The sequence below is a fragment of the Pantoea sp. T14 genome (genome assembly GCF_036663535.1).
Lineage (GTDB): Bacteria > Pseudomonadota > Gammaproteobacteria > Enterobacterales > Enterobacteriaceae > Pantoea > Pantoea phytostimulans.
The window spans coordinates 144735-162771 of sequence record NZ_JAWUEB010000024.1 but is presented as its reverse complement, the minus strand read 5'-3'; the positions used below and the strand labels follow the sequence as shown (position 1 = coordinate 162771).

Here is an 18037-nt window from a genome sequence, read left to right as displayed (position 1 = left end):
AACATTAATAATTGCCTTAAATAGTTTGTGTTACAGGCAGTTGGCTAACGACGAATCCCCAGCAACAGCAATCATGTTGTAACTGGGGAAACGACGCAGCCCACACTTCTGCAACACGAAATAGGATGGGTAAGAACGGGATTGAGTAAAAGTATCCATGAAAATTCCTTACATTCCTGAAGATGCGCCATTTAATGGCGACCAGAAGTATTGGCTGGCGGGCTTTCTCGCCGGTCTCCACTCCCGTCTGTTAGTGTTAGAAGATAAACAGCAGGTCGCAGCGGGTACTGGTGCAGCCGCGACAACTCAGCTGCATGTTCTGTACGGTTCCCAAACCGGTAATGCAGAAGCGCTGGCACAAACTGCAGCTAAATCTGCACGCGCTAAAGGTTTGGTGCCGGTGGTTCAGGCATTGGGTGAAGTCGATCTCGATGTGTTCGCGACAATGCGTCACGTGCTGATTGTTACCTCCACTTATGGTGAAGGTGAGATGCCAGATAACGCACAGCTGTTTTGGAATGCAATTTCTGCCAGCACCGCGCCGCGTCTGGAGCAGATGCATTTTGCCGTGTTGGCCATTGGCGATACTGGCTACGATGGTTTCTGCCAGGCCGGTAAATTTATTGATATGCGTCTTGAGCAGCTGGGTGCGAAGCGTGTCTATGATCGTATTGATTGTGACATCGACTACGAAGAGCCCTCTAACGCGTGGTTAAACAGCTCAATGCCGCAGTTTGCGTCAAGTGCTGGCAGCAGCGGTACCGTGCTGGATAGCGCACCAGAAGCACCGGTCATTCCAGGTAGCAATAAATCCAACCCGTATGCCGCCGCGCTGGTTACCAATAAGCGTCTGTCAGGCGAACAATCCGCTAAGGACATCCGTCACTTCGAGTTTGATTTGACCGACAGCGGCCTGAAATATGAAGCGGGCGATGCGCTGGGTGTGATTCCTGTAAACGAACCTTCACTGGTTAGCCTGCTGTTAACGCAGTTAAATGCGGATTACCAAACGCCTGTTTCCGGCTTCGACAGAAGCTTGGGCGATCTGCTGACTTATCAATTTGAGATTTCAGAGCCGTCGCGCAAACTCATTGAGTGGGTAGGACAAAATACCACTAACCAGGAACTGCGCCACGTACTGCAACATGATGACAAAGATGCGCTGGGCGTTTGGTTGTGGGGCAAGGACACATTAGATCTGCTGCAACTTGAACTGACACGTTCGCTGTCAGTATCAGAATTTGTTGCCTTGCTGCGCCCTTTACAGCATCGCGCCTATTCCATCTCCTCCAGCTCCAAAGCGCATCCGAATCAGGTGCACTTAACGATAGCTTCTGTGCGTTATCACAGCGGTGGACGTAATCGCAGCGGTGTTTGCTCAACCTACCTGGCCGAACGCGTCCGTCGTGGTGAAAAGCCAGCTATCTTCATTTCGCCTAACAAAGCGTTTCGCGTACCGTCGAATACTAATGCGCCGCTGATCATGGTGGGTCCAGGTACCGGTATCGCGCCGTTCCGTGCTTTCCTGCAGGAACGTCAGGTTGCCGGTGCCCAGGGTAAAAACTGGTTATTCTTCGGCGATCAGCATCAGGAACATGACTTTATTTATCGTGATGAGCTGACGGCATGGCAGGAAAGCGGCTTACTGACTCGTCTTGATCTGGCGTTTTCTCGCGATCAAGACAAAAAAGTCTATGTGCAAAGCCGTATGTTAGAGCAAGGTGCAGAGTTATACGCCTGGCTGCAGGAAGGTGCTTACTTCTACGTATGTGGCGATGCTTCGCGCATGGCCAAAGATGTGGACAGTGCGCTGTATGAAATCGTTCGTCAATATGGCGGACTTTCCAGCGAGCGTGCCGCTGATTACATCGATCAGTTGAAGAAAGAGAAGCGCTATCTGCGTGACGTTTATTAATCGTCACCGCGATGACTAGCGAATAAAAAAATCCGGGTAACGTGCGCGTTCCCGGATTTTTTTTGCCGTTATTATTATCTTTAGCGCAAAAAAAAGCCCATCAGCGAGTGACAGGCATTTATCATATTGCTTTGCTTACTTCACTACACGCAGTGAAGGTCTGCCACCACGCGGCGGCGGCTCATCATCAGGCGGCGTTTCATTATCGCTGGCATCATCAGGACGATCACCATCAATCACTGACATCACAGTCTCTTCCTGCGCTTCTGACTCTTCCGGTGCGGAATGTTCGTAAGCGGGTTCAGGTTCGAACATGGTGCCTGCGCCGTTTTCACGGGCATAGATTGCCAGAATTGCCACCATTGGCACGTTTACCTGACGTGGAACGCCACCAAAACGTGCATTAAATGACACCTGATCATTGGCCAGATCCAAGTTACCGACTGCACGCGGCGCGATGTTCAAGACAATCTGTCCATCACGCGCATACTCTAACGGAACCTGCACACCGGGCAAATTGATGTCGACCACCAAATGCGGCGTTAACTGGTTATCGAGCAACCAATCATAGAAAGCACGTAACAGATAGGGACGACGTGCAGTGAGTTGCGACATTTCCATAAATTAGCCCCGGACTTGCAGGCGCATTTCACGTTCGGCTTCAGTCAATGAAGCAAGGAAAGAGTCACGCTCAAATACGCGATTCATGTAGCCTTTCAGATCTTTAGAACCTGAACCAATCAGATCGATACCCATTGAAGGTAAACGCCACAGCAAAGGAGCCAGGTAGCAATCAACCAGGCTGAACTCCTCGCTCATGAAGAACGGCGTACGACCAAACAACGGTGCAATGGCCAGCAACTCTTCACGCAACTGCTTACGTGCTGCTTCAGCTTCCTGACCGCTGCTGTTCTCAACCTTTCTCATCAGGCTGTACCAGTCCTGCTCGATGCGATGCATCATCAGGCGGCTTTCACCACGCGCAACCGGATAAACCGGCATCAACGGTGGATGTGGAAAACGCTCATCAAGATATTCCATGATGATACGTGATTCATAAAGCGTCAGTTCACGATCTACCAGCGTCGGCACGGTGCGATACGGGTTGAGGTCAATCAGATCCTGCGGCAGGTTATCCATTTCGACCTGCTCGATCTCTACGCTGACACCCTTCTCCGCCAGGACAATACGTACCTGATGGCTGAAAATGTCAGTAGGACCAGAAAACAGCGTCATTACCGAACGTTTGTTGGCAGCGACAGCCATGAAAACCTCCAAGTTTGTTCACAAAAAGTTACTGCGAATAGCCAACCACTCGGCGACTCACCTGCTTATAGATCTCGCACGCAGCCCGCGTTAGCAGCGTCGACTGACGTCCCGACCGAGGGGAAAGCGCATAACGCGCCGGCTCAGCGGGCGCAAAGTGACACAGAGTTTACCAGATTTTAGGCAGCTTGTGGGCGAGGAATGAATTTTTGAGGGTATTTTGCGAGCAGCGTGGGCGTTTTAGACACTATTTGATGAAAAAAGCCCAAAAATAAAAAACCCGCCGAAGCGGGTTTTTTGAGCCAATTGACGTTGCCGAAGCAACAAACAATTAACGCTTGGAGAACTGTGGACGACGGCGTGCTTTACGCAGACCGACTTTCTTACGTTCAACCTGACGCGCATCACGGGTAACAAAGCCCGCTTTACGCAGTTCAGCACGCAGAGAATCGTCGTATTCCATCAGAGCGCGGGTGATACCATGACGGATCGCACCTGCCTGACCAGAAATACCACCACCTTTAACAGTGATGTACAGATCGAATTTACCAACCATATCAACCAGCTCCAGCGGCTGACGCACAACCATGCGTGCAGTTTCGCGGCCGAAGTATTGCTCCAAAGAGCGTTGGTTAATTACGATGTTACCGCTACCCGGCTTGATGAAGACGCGTGCGGATGAGCTTTTGCGGCGACCAGTGCCGTAGTTTTGAGTTTCAGCCATTGCCTTTAATCCCGATTAAATGTCAAGAACTTGCGGTTGCTGTGCCGCATGGTTGTGCTCGTTGCCTGCGTAAACTTTCAGTTTACGGTACATAGCACGACCCAACGGGCCCTTCGGCAGCATGCCTTTAACCGCGATCTCAATCACACGCTCAGGACGGCGAGCAATCATCTCTTCAAAGGTCGCCTGTTTGATACCACCGATGTGACCAGTGTGGTGATAGTAGATCTTGTCAGAACGCTTGTTGCCGGTTACAGCAACTTTTTCTGCGTTCAGAACAATGATGTAATCACCGGTATCAACGTGCGGAGTGTATTCCGCTTTATGCTTACCACGTAGACGGCTGGCCAGTTCAGTCGCCAGGCGACCCAAAGTTTTGCCAGTTGCGTCAACAACATACCAGTCACGTTGGACGGTTTCTGGTTTAGCTGTAAAAGTTTTCATCGAAAAGCTTACCCAAATTAAGTTACACGTTGGTGAAATCCCAAACGCTTAAGTAAACGATTGAGGCTCACACGACCATTTTGACCAGCAAGCCACCCCTTCGGATAGAGTTACTGGAACACAGAGGATTTGGGAAAAAAATCCTTTGCTGTAACGTGGGGTCGCAAGATTATAGAGAAGTCGATTACAAAAATCGAACCCTATTTCACCATTTCCCCACTTTATTGCTCAAGGCAGATGCTTAAGGCGAAGATATTCCTCGCTCTGCATTTCCTGCAATCGCGACAGGCAACGCTGATACTCAAACTTCAGACGTGAACCTTGGTAGATTTCAAACAGCGAGGCTTCTGCCGCAACCACTAATTTGACATGGCGCTCATAAAATTCATCGACCAGCGCCAGAAAGCGGCGCGCCTGATCTTCGGTTTTATAGATCATCACCGGCACATCATACAGCAACACACTGTGAAAACGGCGCGACAACTCAATGTAGTCATGTTGGCTACGCCCTTCGCCACATAGCGTCAGGAAATCGATAGCTAATACGCCTTCGCTAACGCCCAACGTTGCCATACTGCGATGGTTGATTTCCAGGACCGGCGCCGCTTCCCGTTTGCTGCCCGACAACGCCAGGAACATCTGTTCCATCTCTTTGTGGGTTTGGTCATTCAAGGGGAACTTCCACAAATGCGCGGACGTTAAGGTGCGCAAGCGATAATCGATACCCGCATCCACATTCATCACGTCGCAATGCTTTTTGATCTGCTCAATAGCGGGCAGGAAACGGGCACGTTGCAGGCCATTACGATATAGATTGTCAGGCGGGATGTTAGAGGTGGCAACCAATGCAATGCCGCGCTCAAACAGCGCTTCCATCAACGTACCCAGCAGCATGGCATCGGTAATATCGGAAACAAAAAACTCGTCGAAGCAGAGGATATCGGTTTCAGCTTTGAAACGATCGGCGATGATAAGTAACGGATCGCTTTGGCCTTGCAGGGCCGTTAATTCTTCATGTACCCGCAACATAAATCGGTGGAAGTGCAAACGCAGTTTGCGATCGCCAGGAATAGACTGAAAAAACAAATCCATGACCCAGGTTTTACCGCGCCCCACGCCGCCCCACATATACAGACCTCGTACCGGCGGTTGCACTTCACTTTTCTCTTTACCTATCAGTTTTGACAGGCGGCCAAACAGGCCCTGAGCAGATGGCGCAGCGCTATTCTTACGTGCTATTAATCCTTGCTGGAGCACGTCTAATCGAGTGATAGCGTCGCGTTGGACATCATCGGGCTTAAACTCGCCTTGCGATAACGCTTGCTCATAGCGTGCAAGCGGAGATGAAGTTTGCATTGTTCTCTCACAGTCCCTGAAATTTGTCTTATTCACACAGCAGTTGTCGAAAAAAAGGCCACTCTACACTAAGCGATGCCGCTCCAGAGTTCCACATCCATAAGATTAACGGGTATAGTGACTATTATGGAAAGGTGCAATGCCCTACGGAACAACGGAAATTACACGGGAGTCATTATGACCTGGGAATACGGGCTAATTGGTTTAGTGGTAGGCATTATTGTCGGCGCGGTTGCAATGCGTTTTGGCAACAAAAAATTGCGTGAGCAACGCAGCATGCAGTACGAACTGGAAAAGACCAAAGCGGAGCTTTCGGACTACCGCGAAGAGCTAACCAACCACTTCGCTCAAAGCGCGGAGTTACTGGATAATATGGCGCGCGATTACCGCCAGCTGTATCAACACATGGCAAAAGGCTCCAATGACCTGCTGCCAAATCTGCCAGGCGAGAAAAACCCTTTTGCTTATCAGCTGACTGAAGCGGAAGCCGATAATGATCAAGCGCCTGTTCAGATGCCGCGTGATTATTCGGAAGGTGCTTCCGGCCTGTTGCGTGGCGAACGAGCAGCACGCGATTAATCATTTTGGGGCGCAGCGAGTCTGCGCCCTTTGTTTTTACGAACCCTGGCCTCAAACGACTGTCACACTCTTTTATTCCCCCCCACTTTTTGCAGCGAGAGCGTTGTAGCAATGAAAAAACAAGCACGACTGTTTAGCGCATTAGCCTTGAGTATTGGGATGAGTCTTGCCGCCGCGCCTGGCGCGATGGCGACGCTGCCAGCACAAATCCAAGGTCAGCCGCTTCCAAGCCTGGCCCCAATGCTGGAAAAAGTGTTGCCTGCTGTGGTTAGCGTTCATGTTGAAGGCACTGAATCTGCTGCACAAACGCAGGAGATTCCCGAACCGTTAAAACGTTTCTTTGGCCAGATGCCGGGTGGCAATAATCAGCCGCAGCCGTTTGAAGGACTGGGTTCGGGTGTGATTATTGATGCCGCAAAAGGCTACGTGCTAACGAACAATCACGTGGTGAATGGCGCAGACAAGATCAATGTCCAACTGGGCGATGGCAGCGAATATGACGCCAAGCTGATCGGCCATGATGAGCAGACTGATATTGCACTCATCCAGATCGAAGGAGCAAAAAATCTGACGCAGGTGAAAATTGCCGACTCAGATCAGCTCAAAGTGGGTGATTTTGCCGTGGCCATTGGCAACCCGTTTGGCCTTGGTCAAACCGCAACCTCCGGGATTATTTCTGCGCTGGGCCGTAGCGGCTTAAACCTTGAAGGGCTGGAGAACTTTATCCAAACCGACGCAGCCATTAACCGCGGCAACTCTGGCGGCGCGCTGGTCAATCTCAATGGTGAACTGATCGGTATCAACACCGCTATTTTGGCATCAAGCGGTGGCAATATCGGTATTGGTTTCGCGATTCCAAGCGACATGGCGATGAATCTGGCGCAGCAGCTGATCAAATTCGGTGAAGTGAAGCGCGGCCAGTTAGGCATCAAAGGCACAGAAATGACCGCCGATATGGCGAAAGCATTTAACGTTGATGCACAACGCGGTGCCTTTGTTTCTGAAGTGCTGCCGCAGTCAGCAGCGCAGAAAGCGGGGCTTAAATCTGGGGATATCATCACTTCAGTGAATGATAAACCGATTACCAGCTTCGCTGAATTGCGCGTCAAAATTGGCACCACCGCACCGGGCGAACAGGTGAAGTTAGGACTGCTGCGTGAAGGCAAGCCAATTACGGTTAACGTAACGCTTGAGCAAAGCGCGCAGAGTACCGCCAGCGCACAACTGATGTCGCCAGCCTTACAAGGCGCTACGTTGAGCGACGGCCAGACCAAAACCGGTGATAAAGGCGTTAAAGTCGATACCATCGAAAAAGGTACGCCTGCCGAGCAGGTTGGCCTGCAGAAAGAGGATGTGATTGTTGGCGTTAACCGCAATCGCACGCAATCTATCGCAGAAATGCGCAAGGTACTGGAAGGTAAACCGCCAGTACTGGCTCTGAATGTGGTACGTGGCGATGAAAATATCTATCTGCTTTTAAGATAAGCGGCTTTTAAGGTAAGTCGCTTTTAAGACAAACCGGCCTGTCGAGATAGATAAACCCTCTACTGCGGCGGACACAAGCACGTGTGTGTCCGCCGCACTCATGTTATTCTCCCCAGCGATCTCCCCTGGCGTGATTTAACACCATGTTTCTTAAACTTTTGCGTTCGGTTGTGTTGGGCCTGATTGTTGCGGGTATTTTACTTGCGGCCTTGCCTGCACTGCGCATGGGCAGCGAAGCCCTGCACATCCAAGATAACAGCAATGACGAAACACCCTTTAGTTTCAATCAAGGGGTGCGCCGCGCCGTGCCTGCGGTAGTGAATGTTTATAACCGCAGCGCGCACGGTAATAACAATCGTGGCATTACTACGCTGGGTTCTGGCGTAATCATGAACGCAAAAGGCTACATCCTCACCAATAAACACGTTATCAATAACGCGGATCAAATTATTGTCGCGTTACAAGATGGCCGTTTTTTCGAAGCCACCTTGGTAGGTTCCGATGCAATGACCGATTTAGCGGTGCTAAAAATTACCGCTTCCGGCCTGCCGGTAATTCCAATTAATTCGCAACGTATTGCGCACATTGGCGACGTGGTGATGGCGATTGGTAACCCCTACAATCTCGGTCAAACCGTGACCCAAGGCATTATCAGCGCAACCGGACGCGTGGGCTTGAGTTCATCCGGGCGGCAAAACTTTCTGCAAACGGATGCCTCAATCAACCAAGGTAACTCCGGCGGCGCACTGATTAATTCGCTGGGCGAGTTAATGGGCATTAATACCTTAACGTTCGACAAAAGTAACGATGGTGAAACGCCGGAAGGGATTGGTTTCGCCATTCCCACCGCGTTGGCGTCAAAAATCATGGATAAACTGATCCGCGATGGTCGTGTGATTCGTGGTTATATCGGGATTACAGGCCGTGAATTGCCGCCGCTACATGGTCAGGGCAGCAATCTGGATCGCGTACAAGGCATTATTGTCAGCGTGGTGACGCCAGATGGGCCGGCAGACAAAGGCGGCATTCAGGTCAATGATGTGTTGTTGAGTGTGAATAATAAACCGGCCATTTCCGCACAGGAAACCATGGATCAGGTGGCGGAGATTCGCCCGGGTTCAGTAATAGACGTGCAGGTTTTACGTAACGATCAGAAATTAACGCTACCGGTGACCATTCAGGAATTCCCAGACAACAGCCAGTAACGTTGTTATCTGTCGCTCCCAATTCAATGATAAGTCAGGGATGACATATCAAATCACCTACATCCTTGTAGGAGCCGCGTTTTTACCTGCCTTTTTCAGTGCGCATCGCATCGGGAACAGCTGCGCATTGCCGCATGAGATAAAGCCTTTAGCAACGATCGACTGGAAAAGCGATCACTTCATTCAGCGACTGCGCTTTCAGAGCCAGCATAATTAATCGATCAACACCCAGTGCAACGCCAGAGCAAGCGGGCATACCATGCGCCAACGCGTCTAACAAATTGGTATCGATAGGATGTTGCGGTAAGCCTCGCGCGGCACGGCGGCGGTTATCTTGTTCGAAGCGCTGACGCTGCTCACGGCTGTCGGTCAGCTCACGGAAACCGTTCGCCAGCTCAATGCCTTTGTAATAAACCTCGAAGCGCTCTGCTACACGGTGATCTTCCGTGCTGATTTCTGCTAATGCTGCCTGGCTGGCAGGGAAGTGATAAACAAAGCAGGGTTTATCCTGTCCGATTTTTGGCTCAACGCCCAGCATAAACAGCAGCATCAGCAGCGTATCGCGATCGTCTTCTGCACGCGCTAATTCGCCCTCGCCCAGCTTCTCTGCAACTTCACGCAGTTGCGCTTTATCGGCTGAAAGCGGATCGATTTCAAGATGACGAATAAACGCCTGCTGATAAGAAAGTGATTCAGCGCTGTCGCACTCCAGCACTTGCTGCATCAGGTCGTCAACTTCATTCATCAGCCGGTACATATCATAGTGTGGGCGATACCACTCCAGCATGGTGAATTCTGGATTGTGATGGCGTCCCGCTTCTTCATTACGAAAGCTGCGGCTCATTTGGTAGATCGGACCGCTTCCCGCTGCCAGCAGGCGTTTCATATGATATTCCGGGCTGGTCATCAACCAAAGATCGCGCCCTTGCGCCGCGCCGGGCCCGACAAATCGTGTCTGGAAAGGCACCAGATGGATATCGGTAATCGTGGCTTGGCTCATGGCAGGCGTATCAACTTCTAATACGCCGCGATCGGCAAAGAAACGCCGTATTTCCGCTAAGATAGCGGCGCGTTTCAACAAATTGGCAATGGATGCGCTAGGTTGCCAGCTTGCCGTTTCGCTCATGGTGATGACTCCTGATACAAATAAGGGAGGGAAGTCTACCCGCATTGCCTGCGGCAAACAATCTCATGCCGAAGCGGGAAAAAATATCGGCAGCTCTTCTATACTTAAGCAGTTAAATCACAAAGGAATCGCACATGTCACCATGGAAAACTCTCGTCGCCAGCCTCAGCGCTTTTCTCTCTGTAGCCTGCAGCACCACGCCGCCGAAGAATGTTACCGTTATCGAAAACTTTGATAGTCAGCGTTATCTCGGTAAATGGTATGAGATCGCCAGATTAAATCATCGGTTCGAGCGTGGGCTTGAGCAGGTCACAGCAAACTACAGCCCGCGAGAAGATGGCGGCTTGAAGGTCGTAAACCGCGGCTTTAACGCCCAGAAACAGCGCTGGCAGGAAAGTGTAGGTAAAGCCTACTTTACTGGCGACAAGCAGCGAGCCGCGCTGAAAGTCTCTTTCTTTGGCCCGTTCTATGGCGGATATAACGTTATCGCGCTTGACCCGGAATACCGTTATGCGCTGATATGCGGCCCGAATCGTCACTATTTATGGATTTTGTCTCGAACGCCTCAGCTTGAGCCAGCCGTTAAACAGAAATTGGTTGAGCAGGCGCGTCAGGCCGGTTTCCCGGTAGAGGAATTGATCTGGGTGAAACAAGGTAGCTAAGAAAATCCGGTACGAAACGCGCTGTTTCGCACCGGTTAGAATTACTTCGTGCTGTTTTGAATAGCCTGGCCGCCTGCTTCTACATCTTCACCAACGCCACGCGTGGTATTGCATGCCGAAAGCAATGAAGAGAGCAGCAATACAGAGAAGATTGTGACAATACTTTTCTTTAACATACTAATTTCCTTTTTTTGGTTGCAGTAAAAGTACAGCGATTTAAGCATAGCCGGAATTCAGCGCGTTGCTGCTGTCAGTACCACAAAAGAAAACAGTCGGGAAATTAGTTTGCTGCGCGCGAAATCGCTCCGCCTAAATGGGAAACGTCTTCACCAAAACCGTGGAAAGTGTTGCAGGCGCTCAGCGCAGAGGAGACCAGCAACGCGAATGCGATAAATTTTGCCAGCTTTTTCATTTTCTCAACTCACACAAGAAAAAGGCGCATCGATGGATGCGCCTGATTATGTACTTATTTAACGCGTGACACGTATTCGCCAGAGCGGGTGTCAACTTTAACCACTTCACCTTCTTGAACGAACAATGGCACTTTCACCACTGCGCCAGTAGAAAGCTTAGCTGGCTTGCCGCCGGTACCTGCGGTGTCACCTTTCAGGCCCGGATCGGTTTCGATAACTTCTGCTTCGATAAAGTTCGGCGGCTGAACAGCGATCGGACGACCGTTCCACAGCGTAACGATACATTCAGCATTGTCTTGCAGCCATTTCGCTGCTTCAGCAACGGTCTTCTCTTCAACCTGGAACTGCTCAAAGCTTTCCGGGTGCATGAAGTGATAAAACTCACCGTCGTTGTACAAATAGTTCAGGTTGGTATCCACTACGTCTGCGCCTTCAGCGGAGTCGGTGGATTTGAAAGTTTTCTCAACGCGAGAACCCGTCAGCAGGCGACGCATTTTAACGCGTGCGAATGCCTGACCTTTACCCGGTTTAACGAACTCACTGGATTCGATGGCATATGGTTCGCCTTCGAACATGATTTTAAGACCGGGACGGAAATCGTTGCTAGAATAAGTCGCCATGAAGGCCCTCTACGAAAATTGATACTGGTACTTAGCCAAAAAAATGGCACACATTGTAACCCTAAATACACCTTCCAGAGAAGATTGGTTGCAGCAACTTGCTGATGTTGTCACTGAACCTAATGAATTACTGCAAATTTTAGCCCTGGATCAGCATGCAGAGCTGGCGCAAGGTGCAGATGCACGTCGCCTCTTCGCCCTGCGCGTGCCCCGCGCGTTCATTGCCCGTATGAAAAAAGGCGATGAACAGGATCCGCTGCTGTTGCAGGTACTGACCAGTCGTCAGGAATTCATTGATGCGCCAGGTTATAGCACCGATCCGCTGGATGAACAAAATAACGTTGTGCCCGGTTTACTGCATAAGTATAAAAACCGCGCACTTTTATTGGTAAAAGGCGGCTGCGCAGTCAACTGTCGCTACTGCTTTCGCCGTCATTTCCCCTATCAGGATAACCAAGGCAACAAGCGCAACTGGCAAGCGGCGCTGGAGTATATCGCGGACCACCCGGAACTGGATGAAATCATTTTCTCCGGCGGCGATCCGTTGATGGCAAAAGATCATGAATTGGCATGGCTCATTGCCGAGCTGGAAAAAATTCCGCATCTCAGACGCTTGCGTATTCACAGCCGCTTGCCGGTGGTGATTCCGGCGCGCATCACTGACGTATTATGCCAGCTGCTGGGCGAAACACGGTTACAGGTGCTGCTGGTAACGCACATCAACCATGCGCAGGAAATTGACGATGCGCTGCGTGATGCGATGCACAAGCTGAAGCGCGCAGGCGTCACGCTGTTGAATCAGAGCGTGTTACTGCGCGGCGTGAATGACAACGCGCAAACGCTGGCAACCTTAAGCAATGCGCTGTTCGACGCCGGTATTCTGCCCTATTACCTGCACGTACTGGACAAAGTACAGGGCGCGGCGCATTTCTTCGTTTCTGATGAAGAAGCGCGTGCGCTGGTGCGCAATCTCTTACCGTTGGTATCGGGGTATTTGGTGCCGAAGCTGGCACGTGAAATCGGTGGCGAGCCGAGCAAAACGCCGCTGGATCTGCAACTCAAGCAGGAATAAAAATGGCCGGAGTCAAATCCGGCCAGTAGAAAAATCTTTTCGCATCAAACGCGGTTTAGCTTTGCGAGCACTTATAGACTTGACCACTCATTTTGCTGTCGAGCGGTGCAAAGGCAGACAAGATATTTTGTGTTGGGCTGGTTGCACCGTAAATAACGTTGCCACCCATTTCTGCTGCGCGATTACGCAAATCATTGGCTGCTCCACGCAGTGCGCTGGTTTCGCCACCCGCACCGGTCAGCCAGTTGCTTTGTGAGCCGGTAAGGTTACCCAGAAGCTGACACTCGTTGCCGGGCTGCTGATCGGTAAATGTTACACGTTGGCCGCCAGAAGAGAGTTGAGTTGAGCTGCTGCAGCCCGCCAGCAGTAACGCGCCAGCCGCCAGTCCGAGCAAGAGGTTAATCCGCATTGTAATCCCCATTTATTATCATCAGAGTCGGGTGGCAGCGTAGCAGAAAAGCGCACTTTTTTTCTGAACATTCATTGCCCTAATCCCGTTAAGCCCAACTATTGCGCCACTACTTATACTATTTTCCATACAAAAAGAAAAACCCCCGACCGTTTCCGATCGGGGGCTTCGTGACTTAAGCAGTCAACGGCAATTACATCATGCCGCCCATACCGCCCATGCCACCCATACCGCCAGCGCCACCACCTAAATCAGGGGTATCGCCTTTAGGCGCATCAGTGATCATACATTCGGTGGTGATCATCAGGCCCGCAACAGAAGCCGCGTACTGCAGAGCAGAACGGGTTACTTTGGTTGGGTCCAGGATACCGAAGTCGATCATGTTGCCATATTCCTCAGTCTGCGCGTTGTAACCGTAGTTACCGTCGCCTGCTTTAACGTTGTTAGCGACAACAGAAGGCTCTTCACCGGCGTTAGAAACGATCTGACGCAGTGGAGATTCCATTGCGCGCAGCGCAACTTTGATACCTACGTTCTGGTCTTCGTTCTGACCACGCAGATCAGCCAGCTGTGCTGCAACGCGAACCAGCGCTACACCACCACCAGCAACCACGCCTTCTTCTACCGCAGCACGGGTTGCATGCAGGGCATCTTCAACGCGCGCTTTCTTCTCTTTCATTTCAACTTCAGTCGCTGCGCCCACTTTCAGTACGGCCACGCCGCCTGCCAGTTTCGCTACGCGCTCCTGCAGTTTTTCTTTGTCGTAGTCAGACGTTGCTTCTTCGATCTGCTGACGAATCTGAGTTACGCGGTTCTGAATGGTCGCTTCTTCACCCACGCCATCGATGATGGTGGTGGTGTCTTTGTTGATCACAACACGTTTTGCCTGACCCAGATCTTCCAGAGCTGTTTTTTCCAGCTCCATGCCGATCTCTTCAGAAATCACGGTACCGCCGGTCAGGATAGCAATATCCTGCAGCATGGCTTTACGACGATCGCCGAAGCCAGGTGCTTTAACCGCAGCCACTTTAACGATGCCGCGCATGGTGTTCACCACCAGCGTTGCCAATGCTTCACCTTCAACATCTTCAGCGATGATCAGCAGTGGTTTGCCTGCTTTCGCAACGGCTTCCAGCACAGGCAGCATTTCGCGGATGTTAGAGATTTTCTTATCAGCCAACAGGATGAACGGGGTTTCCAGCTCAATGGCGCCTGTTTCTGGCTTGTTGATGAAGTACGGAGAGAGGTAACCGCGGTCAAACTGCATACCTTCAACCACGTCCAGCTCGTCTTGCAGACCGGTGCCTTCTTCAACGGTGATAACGCCTTCTTTACCCACTTTTTCCATCGCCTGAGCGATCAGGGTGCCAACGGTTTCATCAGAGTTAGCAGAAATGGTACCAACCTGTGCGATAGCTTTTGAATCAGAGCAAGGAACAGACAGTTCTTTCAGCTTCTCAACTGCAGCGATAACCGCTTTGTCGATGCCGCGCTTCAGATCCATTGGGTTCATGCCCGCAGCCACAGCTTTCAAGCCTTCGTTAACGATAGACTGAGCCAGAACGGTTGCGGTGGTGGTGCCGTCGCCTGCAGCGTCGTTCGCTTTAGAGGCCACTTCTTTCACCATCTGCGCGCCCATGTTTTCGAACTTGTCTTCCAGTTCGATTTCACGTGCGACAGAAACACCATCTTTAGTGATGGTAGGTGCACCAAAAGATTTATCCAGAACTACGTTACGGCCTTTTGGACCCAAGGTAACTTTTACTGCATCTGCCAGTACGTTTACGCCACGCAGCATTTTTACGCGTGCGTCATTACCGAATTTTACGTCTTTAGCTGCCATTTCAAATATCCCTTAAATTCGTTTCGTTCAGTGAATTACGCGTAAAAAATTACGCTTCAACAATTGCCAGAATGTCGCTTTCAGAAATGATTAGCACTTCTTCATTGTCGATTTTTTCCGTTTTCGCGCCGTAACCTTCGCTGAAGATCACTACATCGCCAACTTTCACGTCCAGCGGCTTAACGTCGCCACTTTCAAGGATGCGGCCGTTGCCGACAGCCAGCACTTCACCACGAGTGGATTTAGCGGCTGCAGAACCGGTCAGCACGATGCCGCCAGCTGATTTGGATTCAACTTCTTTACGCTTGACGATAACGCGATCGTGCAATGGACGAATTTTCATTTGATAGCTCTCCTTTGAGAAGTCCAATCATTCATTTTTGGGTTGAACGCCGGTCTGTTTGGCTTCCGGCCTCGTGACCAGAGAAGTAGGGGCGGGCTCTTGTGCTTTCAAGGGGCTGGACAACAATTTTTTTACTTGAATGTGATAACCGACCACTTTTTGACCGATCAATGCGTCTTTGAAGCAGGAATGTGAACGGATAAATAAAAAACGCGACTTTCGTCGCGTTTTATCAGCTGCTTATATTAACGATCCTTGGGATCGTCTTTATGCTCAATGCGATCGCCCTCTTTGCGTTCGAATTCACCATCCATCGTGTAACCGCTGTCTGGGCCTGCTCCCGGCCCACGCCAGACGCGCAGATGCGGCATCAACTTCAATGTCAGGTGTTTTTGCACCGGTGGCAACAGCAGCAGCAAACCGAGGAAGTCGGTGAAAAAACCCGGCAGCAGCAGCAAAAAACCGGCGATAATCAACGAAACGCTTTTGATCATTTCGTTAGCCGGACTTTCATTACGTGCGAGTTTTTCCTGCATCGCCATGAAGTTTTTCATGCCCTGATTTTTCACCAGCGACACACCAATACATGAGGTAAAGATCACCAACAACATGGTGAACAGCACGCCGATGACGTGCGCAACCTGGATGAAGAGGGAAATCTCAATCCAGGCCAATACAAAAAAGATCACTAACGGTAACCAGCGCACCGAATACTCCTGTGAGTTGTGGCTGCCCGGCGTCATGCCAAACAGCAGAAAGCGTTCATCAGAGTGATGATATGAAAAGAGATGGGCTCCCGCCGCCGCGATTTCAACCGATCCTGCCAAATTTTTACTTTGGGGTTAATTTTGTAACCAACTTCACATATCGTTAACCCGGCGACATCGGTAAGGTGATCTGCATTCATGCTTTTTAGATGCATCAGAATATGATCGTGCTCGCCCGTTCGAAGATGGATAAAATGACGGTGCTGGCTCTTCAAGACAAAATAAAACAGATCATCTGTGATGGATAGCGGCATTTCAAAGCGGCAACAACAAGAAGGTTACCATGGCGAACAACATTCGTATCGAAGAAGACCTGTTAGGTATGCGCGAGGTTCCGGCGGATGCCTATTATGGCGTTCATACTCTGCGTGCGATTGAAAATTTTTACATTAGCAGCAGCAAAATCAGCGACATTCCCGAATTCGTTCGCGGCATGGTGATGGTAAAAAAAGCCGCTGCAATGGCAAACAAAGAGCTACAAACCATTCCACGCAACATTGCTAACACCATCATTCAGGCTTGTGATGAAGTCTTAAATAATGGTCGCTGCATGGATCAGTTCCCGGTGGATGTTTACCAAGGCGGCGCAGGCACTTCGGTTAACATGAACACCAACGAAGTGCTGGCGAATATCGGGCTGGAGTTGATGGGACATCAGAAAGGTGAATACCAGTATCTGAACCCCAACGATCACGTCAATAAATGCCAGTCGACTAATGACGCTTATCCCACCGGTTTTCGCATTGCGGTTTACAGCTCAATCCTGAAACTGCTCGACGGCATCCATCAGCTCAGCGAAGGCTTTCAGCGCAAATCTGACGAATTCCAAACCATCCTGAAAATGGGGCGTACACAGCTGCAAGATGCGGTGCCAATGACGCTGGGCCAGGAATTCCACGCCTTTAGCGTCCTGCTGAATGAAGAAACCAAAAGCATTCTCCGCACGGCGGAATTGCTGCTGGAAGTTAACCTTGGCGCGACGGCCATCGGCACGCGCCTGAACACGCCAGACGGTTATCAACATTTGGCGGTACAGCGTCTGGCGGAAGTCAGCAACCTGCCGGTTATCCCGGCTGAAGATTTGATTGAGGCGACGTCAGACTGCGGCGCCTACGTCATGGTGCACTCTTCATTGAAGCGTCTGGCGGTGAAGCTATCCAAAATCTGTAACGATTTGCGCCTGCTCTCTTCAGGTCCGCGTGCCGGGCTGAACGAAATCAACCTGCCAGAATTACAGGCCGGCTCTTCAATCATGCCAGCCAAAGTGAACCCGGTGGTGCCTGAAGTGGTGAACCAGGTTTGCTTCAAGGTCATCGGCAATGACATTACCGTGACGATGGCCTCTGAATCGGGTCAGTTGCAGCTGAACGTAATGGAACCGGTGATTGGTCAGGCGATGTTTGAATCGATCAGCATCCTGACCAATGCCTGTTACAACCTGCTGGAAAAATGCGTTAACGGCATTACCGCCAACCGAGCAGTATGTGAAGCCTATGTCTTCAACTCTATCGGCATCGTGACCTATCTCAACCCCTACATTGGTCATCATAATGGTGACATTGTCGGTAAGATCTGTGCCGAAACCGGTAAGAGCGTGCGTGAAGTGGTGCTGGAGCGCGGTCTGCTGACGGAAAGCGAATTGGACGATATTTTCTCGGTGCAGAACCTGATGTATCCGGTATATAAAGCAAAACGCTATACCGATGAAAGCGAGCAGTAAAACTTAAATTAACTCTTTTCTTAAAGGCACGCCGCGATCAACGCGATGTGCCTTTTTTTTTGCCAAGCTACACGCCATTTTTCGCAGG

Annotated in this window: 21 protein-coding genes; 7 read left to right on the top strand and 14 right to left on the bottom strand. The window is 50.7% G+C overall.

The window, feature by feature from the left end; all coding sequences use genetic code 11:
• Positions 1-30: 30 nt before the first annotated feature.
• Positions 31-159 (bottom strand): hypothetical protein, encoded by a 129-nt coding sequence (locus SC127_RS11950; protein ID WP_332626607.1) that lies wholly within the window; start codon positions 157-159, stop codon positions 31-33.
• Here SC127_RS11950 and SC127_RS11945 point away from each other — a divergent pair.
• Positions 158-1915 (top strand): sulfite reductase subunit alpha, encoded by a 1758-nt coding sequence (locus SC127_RS11945; RefSeq protein WP_332626606.1) that lies wholly within the window; start codon positions 158-160, stop codon positions 1913-1915. The genes SC127_RS11950 and SC127_RS11945 overlap by 2 nt on opposite strands.
• 135 nt (positions 1916-2050) lie before the next feature.
• Here SC127_RS11945 and sspB read toward each other — a convergent pair whose 3' ends face one another.
• From sspB to zapE, 5 genes are all read right to left on the bottom strand, one after another.
• Entirely contained in the window at positions 2051-2536 is a 486-nt protein-coding gene (sspB, locus tag SC127_RS11940; protein WP_332626604.1) for a ClpXP protease specificity-enhancing factor, read from the bottom strand.
• Between the two features lie 3 nt (positions 2537-2539).
• The gene (sspA, locus tag SC127_RS11935; RefSeq protein WP_215847828.1) at positions 2540-3181 is read right to left on the bottom strand and encodes a stringent starvation protein SspA; all 642 of its coding nucleotides are present in this window, start codon (positions 3179-3181) and stop codon (positions 2540-2542) included.
• A 331-nt stretch (positions 3182-3512) separates the two neighbouring features.
• The gene (gene rpsI, locus SC127_RS11930; protein ID WP_215847829.1) at positions 3513-3905 is read right to left on the bottom strand and encodes a 30S ribosomal protein S9; all 393 of its coding nucleotides are present in this window, start codon (positions 3903-3905) and stop codon (positions 3513-3515) included.
• 15 nt (positions 3906-3920) lie between these two features.
• Entirely contained in the window at positions 3921-4349 is a 429-nt protein-coding gene (gene rplM / locus SC127_RS11925; RefSeq protein ID WP_067427471.1) for a 50S ribosomal protein L13, read from the bottom strand.
• Positions 4350-4577: 228 nt separating this feature from the next.
• Entirely contained in the window at positions 4578-5705 is a 1128-nt protein-coding gene (gene zapE / locus SC127_RS11920) for a cell division protein ZapE (RefSeq protein ID WP_243078741.1), read from the bottom strand.
• A 177-nt stretch (positions 5706-5882) separates the two neighbouring features.
• On the opposite strand from zapE, the gene zapG reads away from it, so the two are divergent.
• From zapG to degS, 3 genes are all read left to right on the top strand, one after another.
• Positions 5883-6284 (top strand): Z-ring associated protein ZapG, encoded by a 402-nt coding sequence (gene zapG / locus SC127_RS11915; protein WP_215847830.1) that lies wholly within the window; start codon positions 5883-5885, stop codon positions 6282-6284.
• Positions 6285-6395: 111 nt separating this feature from the next.
• On the top strand, positions 6396-7769 hold the full coding sequence (gene degQ / locus SC127_RS11910; RefSeq protein WP_215847831.1) for a serine endoprotease DegQ: 1374 nt from the start codon (positions 6396-6398) through the stop codon (positions 7767-7769).
• Positions 7770-7912: 143 nt separating this feature from the next.
• Positions 7913-8974, top strand: coding sequence for an outer membrane-stress sensor serine endopeptidase DegS (gene degS / locus SC127_RS11905; protein WP_215847832.1), 1062 nt, complete (start codon positions 7913-7915; stop codon positions 8972-8974).
• 148 nt (positions 8975-9122) lie between these two features.
• On the opposite strand, the gene epmA is transcribed toward degS, so the two are convergent.
• The gene (epmA, locus tag SC127_RS11900; protein WP_215847833.1) at positions 9123-10100 is read right to left on the bottom strand and encodes an elongation factor P--(R)-beta-lysine ligase; all 978 of its coding nucleotides are present in this window, start codon (positions 10098-10100) and stop codon (positions 9123-9125) included.
• Positions 10101-10234: 134 nt separating this feature from the next.
• Here epmA and SC127_RS11895 point away from each other — a divergent pair, with 134 nt between their 5' ends.
• Positions 10235-10762: a lipocalin family protein gene (locus tag SC127_RS11895; RefSeq protein WP_332626598.1), complete on the top strand. Its 528-nt coding sequence runs from the start codon at positions 10235-10237 to the stop codon at positions 10760-10762.
• 41 nt (positions 10763-10803) lie between these two features.
• Here the strand turns inward: SC127_RS11895 and SC127_RS11890 are convergent, their stop codons facing one another.
• The 3 genes from SC127_RS11890 to efp all read right to left on the bottom strand — a co-directional run bounded on the left by SC127_RS11890 (position 10804) and on the right by efp (position 11795).
• On the bottom strand, positions 10804-10938 hold the full coding sequence (locus tag SC127_RS11890; RefSeq protein ID WP_215847835.1) for an entericidin A/B family lipoprotein: 135 nt from the start codon (positions 10936-10938) through the stop codon (positions 10804-10806).
• 104 nt (positions 10939-11042) lie between these two features.
• Positions 11043-11174 carry an entericidin A/B family lipoprotein gene (locus SC127_RS11885; protein ID WP_193405234.1) on the bottom strand — a complete coding sequence of 44 codons (132 nt, stop codon included), beginning with the start codon at positions 11172-11174 and terminating at the stop codon, positions 11043-11045.
• Positions 11175-11228: 54 nt separating this feature from the next.
• Positions 11229-11795: an elongation factor P gene (gene efp / locus SC127_RS11880; RefSeq protein WP_215847836.1), complete on the bottom strand. Its 567-nt coding sequence runs from the start codon at positions 11793-11795 to the stop codon at positions 11229-11231.
• A 43-nt stretch (positions 11796-11838) separates the two neighbouring features.
• Here efp and epmB point away from each other — a divergent pair, with 43 nt between their 5' ends.
• Positions 11839-12867 (top strand): EF-P beta-lysylation protein EpmB, encoded by a 1029-nt coding sequence (gene epmB, locus SC127_RS11875; RefSeq protein ID WP_243078742.1) that lies wholly within the window; start codon positions 11839-11841, stop codon positions 12865-12867.
• 55 nt (positions 12868-12922) lie between these two features.
• Here epmB and SC127_RS11870 read toward each other — a convergent pair whose 3' ends face one another.
• The 4 genes from SC127_RS11870 to SC127_RS11855 form a co-directional block, all read right to left on the bottom strand.
• Positions 12923-13276 carry a DUF4156 domain-containing protein gene (locus tag SC127_RS11870; protein WP_215847837.1) on the bottom strand — a complete coding sequence of 118 codons (354 nt, stop codon included), beginning with the start codon at positions 13274-13276 and terminating at the stop codon, positions 12923-12925.
• Between the two features lie 193 nt (positions 13277-13469).
• A complete protein-coding gene (gene groL / locus SC127_RS11865; protein WP_243078743.1) occupies positions 13470-15119 on the bottom strand; it encodes a chaperonin GroEL in 1650 nt (549 codons plus the stop codon).
• Positions 15120-15168: 49 nt separating this feature from the next.
• On the bottom strand, positions 15169-15462 hold the full coding sequence (locus SC127_RS11860) for a co-chaperone GroES (RefSeq protein WP_052898812.1): 294 nt from the start codon (positions 15460-15462) through the stop codon (positions 15169-15171).
• A 245-nt stretch (positions 15463-15707) separates the two neighbouring features.
• Positions 15708-16169, bottom strand: a complete 462-nt coding sequence (locus SC127_RS11855) for an FxsA family protein (protein WP_215848352.1) — start codon at positions 16167-16169, stop codon at positions 15708-15710.
• A 343-nt stretch (positions 16170-16512) separates the two neighbouring features.
• Between SC127_RS11855 and aspA the strand changes: the two genes are divergently transcribed.
• Positions 16513-17949, top strand: coding sequence for an aspartate ammonia-lyase (aspA, locus tag SC127_RS11850; protein ID WP_243078744.1), 1437 nt, complete (start codon positions 16513-16515; stop codon positions 17947-17949).
• Positions 17950-18037: the final 88 nt, after the last annotated feature.

Coding starts and splice junctions, on each gene's coding strand:
- groL (WP_243078743.1), bottom strand. CDS start 15,119: ATGGCAGCTAAAGACGTAAAATTCGGTAATGACGCACGCGTAAAAATG.
- degS (WP_215847832.1), top strand. CDS start 7,913: ATGTTTCTTAAACTTTTGCGTTCGGTTGTGTTGGGCCTGATTGTTGCG.
- SC127_RS11885 (WP_193405234.1), bottom strand. CDS start 11,174: ATGAAAAAGCTGGCAAAATTTATCGCATTCGCGTTGCTGGTCTCCTCT.
- SC127_RS11860 (WP_052898812.1), bottom strand. CDS start 15,462: ATGAAAATTCGTCCATTGCACGATCGCGTTATCGTCAAGCGTAAAGAA.
- aspA (WP_243078744.1), top strand. CDS start 16,513: ATGGCGAACAACATTCGTATCGAAGAAGACCTGTTAGGTATGCGCGAG.
- sspB (WP_332626604.1), bottom strand. CDS start 2,536: ATGGAAATGTCGCAACTCACTGCACGTCGTCCCTATCTGTTACGTGCT.
- epmA (WP_215847833.1), bottom strand. CDS start 10,100: ATGAGCGAAACGGCAAGCTGGCAACCTAGCGCATCCATTGCCAATTTG.
- rpsI (WP_215847829.1), bottom strand. CDS start 3,905: ATGGCTGAAACTCAAAACTACGGCACTGGTCGCCGCAAAAGCTCATCC.
- SC127_RS11870 (WP_215847837.1), bottom strand. CDS start 13,276: ATGCGGATTAACCTCTTGCTCGGACTGGCGGCTGGCGCGTTACTGCTG.
- zapG (WP_215847830.1), top strand. CDS start 5,883: ATGACCTGGGAATACGGGCTAATTGGTTTAGTGGTAGGCATTATTGTC.
- SC127_RS11945 (WP_332626606.1), top strand. CDS start 158: ATGAAAATTCCTTACATTCCTGAAGATGCGCCATTTAATGGCGACCAG.
- sspA (WP_215847828.1), bottom strand. CDS start 3,181: ATGGCTGTCGCTGCCAACAAACGTTCGGTAATGACGCTGTTTTCTGGT.
- zapE (WP_243078741.1), bottom strand. CDS start 5,705: ATGCAAACTTCATCTCCGCTTGCACGCTATGAGCAAGCGTTATCGCAA.
- rplM (WP_067427471.1), bottom strand. CDS start 4,349: ATGAAAACTTTTACAGCTAAACCAGAAACCGTCCAACGTGACTGGTAT.
- SC127_RS11950 (WP_332626607.1), bottom strand. CDS start 159: ATGGATACTTTTACTCAATCCCGTTCTTACCCATCCTATTTCGTGTTG.
- SC127_RS11890 (WP_215847835.1), bottom strand. CDS start 10,938: ATGTTAAAGAAAAGTATTGTCACAATCTTCTCTGTATTGCTGCTCTCT.
- efp (WP_215847836.1), bottom strand. CDS start 11,795: ATGGCGACTTATTCTAGCAACGATTTCCGTCCCGGTCTTAAAATCATG.
- epmB (WP_243078742.1), top strand. CDS start 11,839: ATGGCACACATTGTAACCCTAAATACACCTTCCAGAGAAGATTGGTTG.
- degQ (WP_215847831.1), top strand. CDS start 6,396: ATGAAAAAACAAGCACGACTGTTTAGCGCATTAGCCTTGAGTATTGGG.
- SC127_RS11895 (WP_332626598.1), top strand. CDS start 10,235: ATGTCACCATGGAAAACTCTCGTCGCCAGCCTCAGCGCTTTTCTCTCT.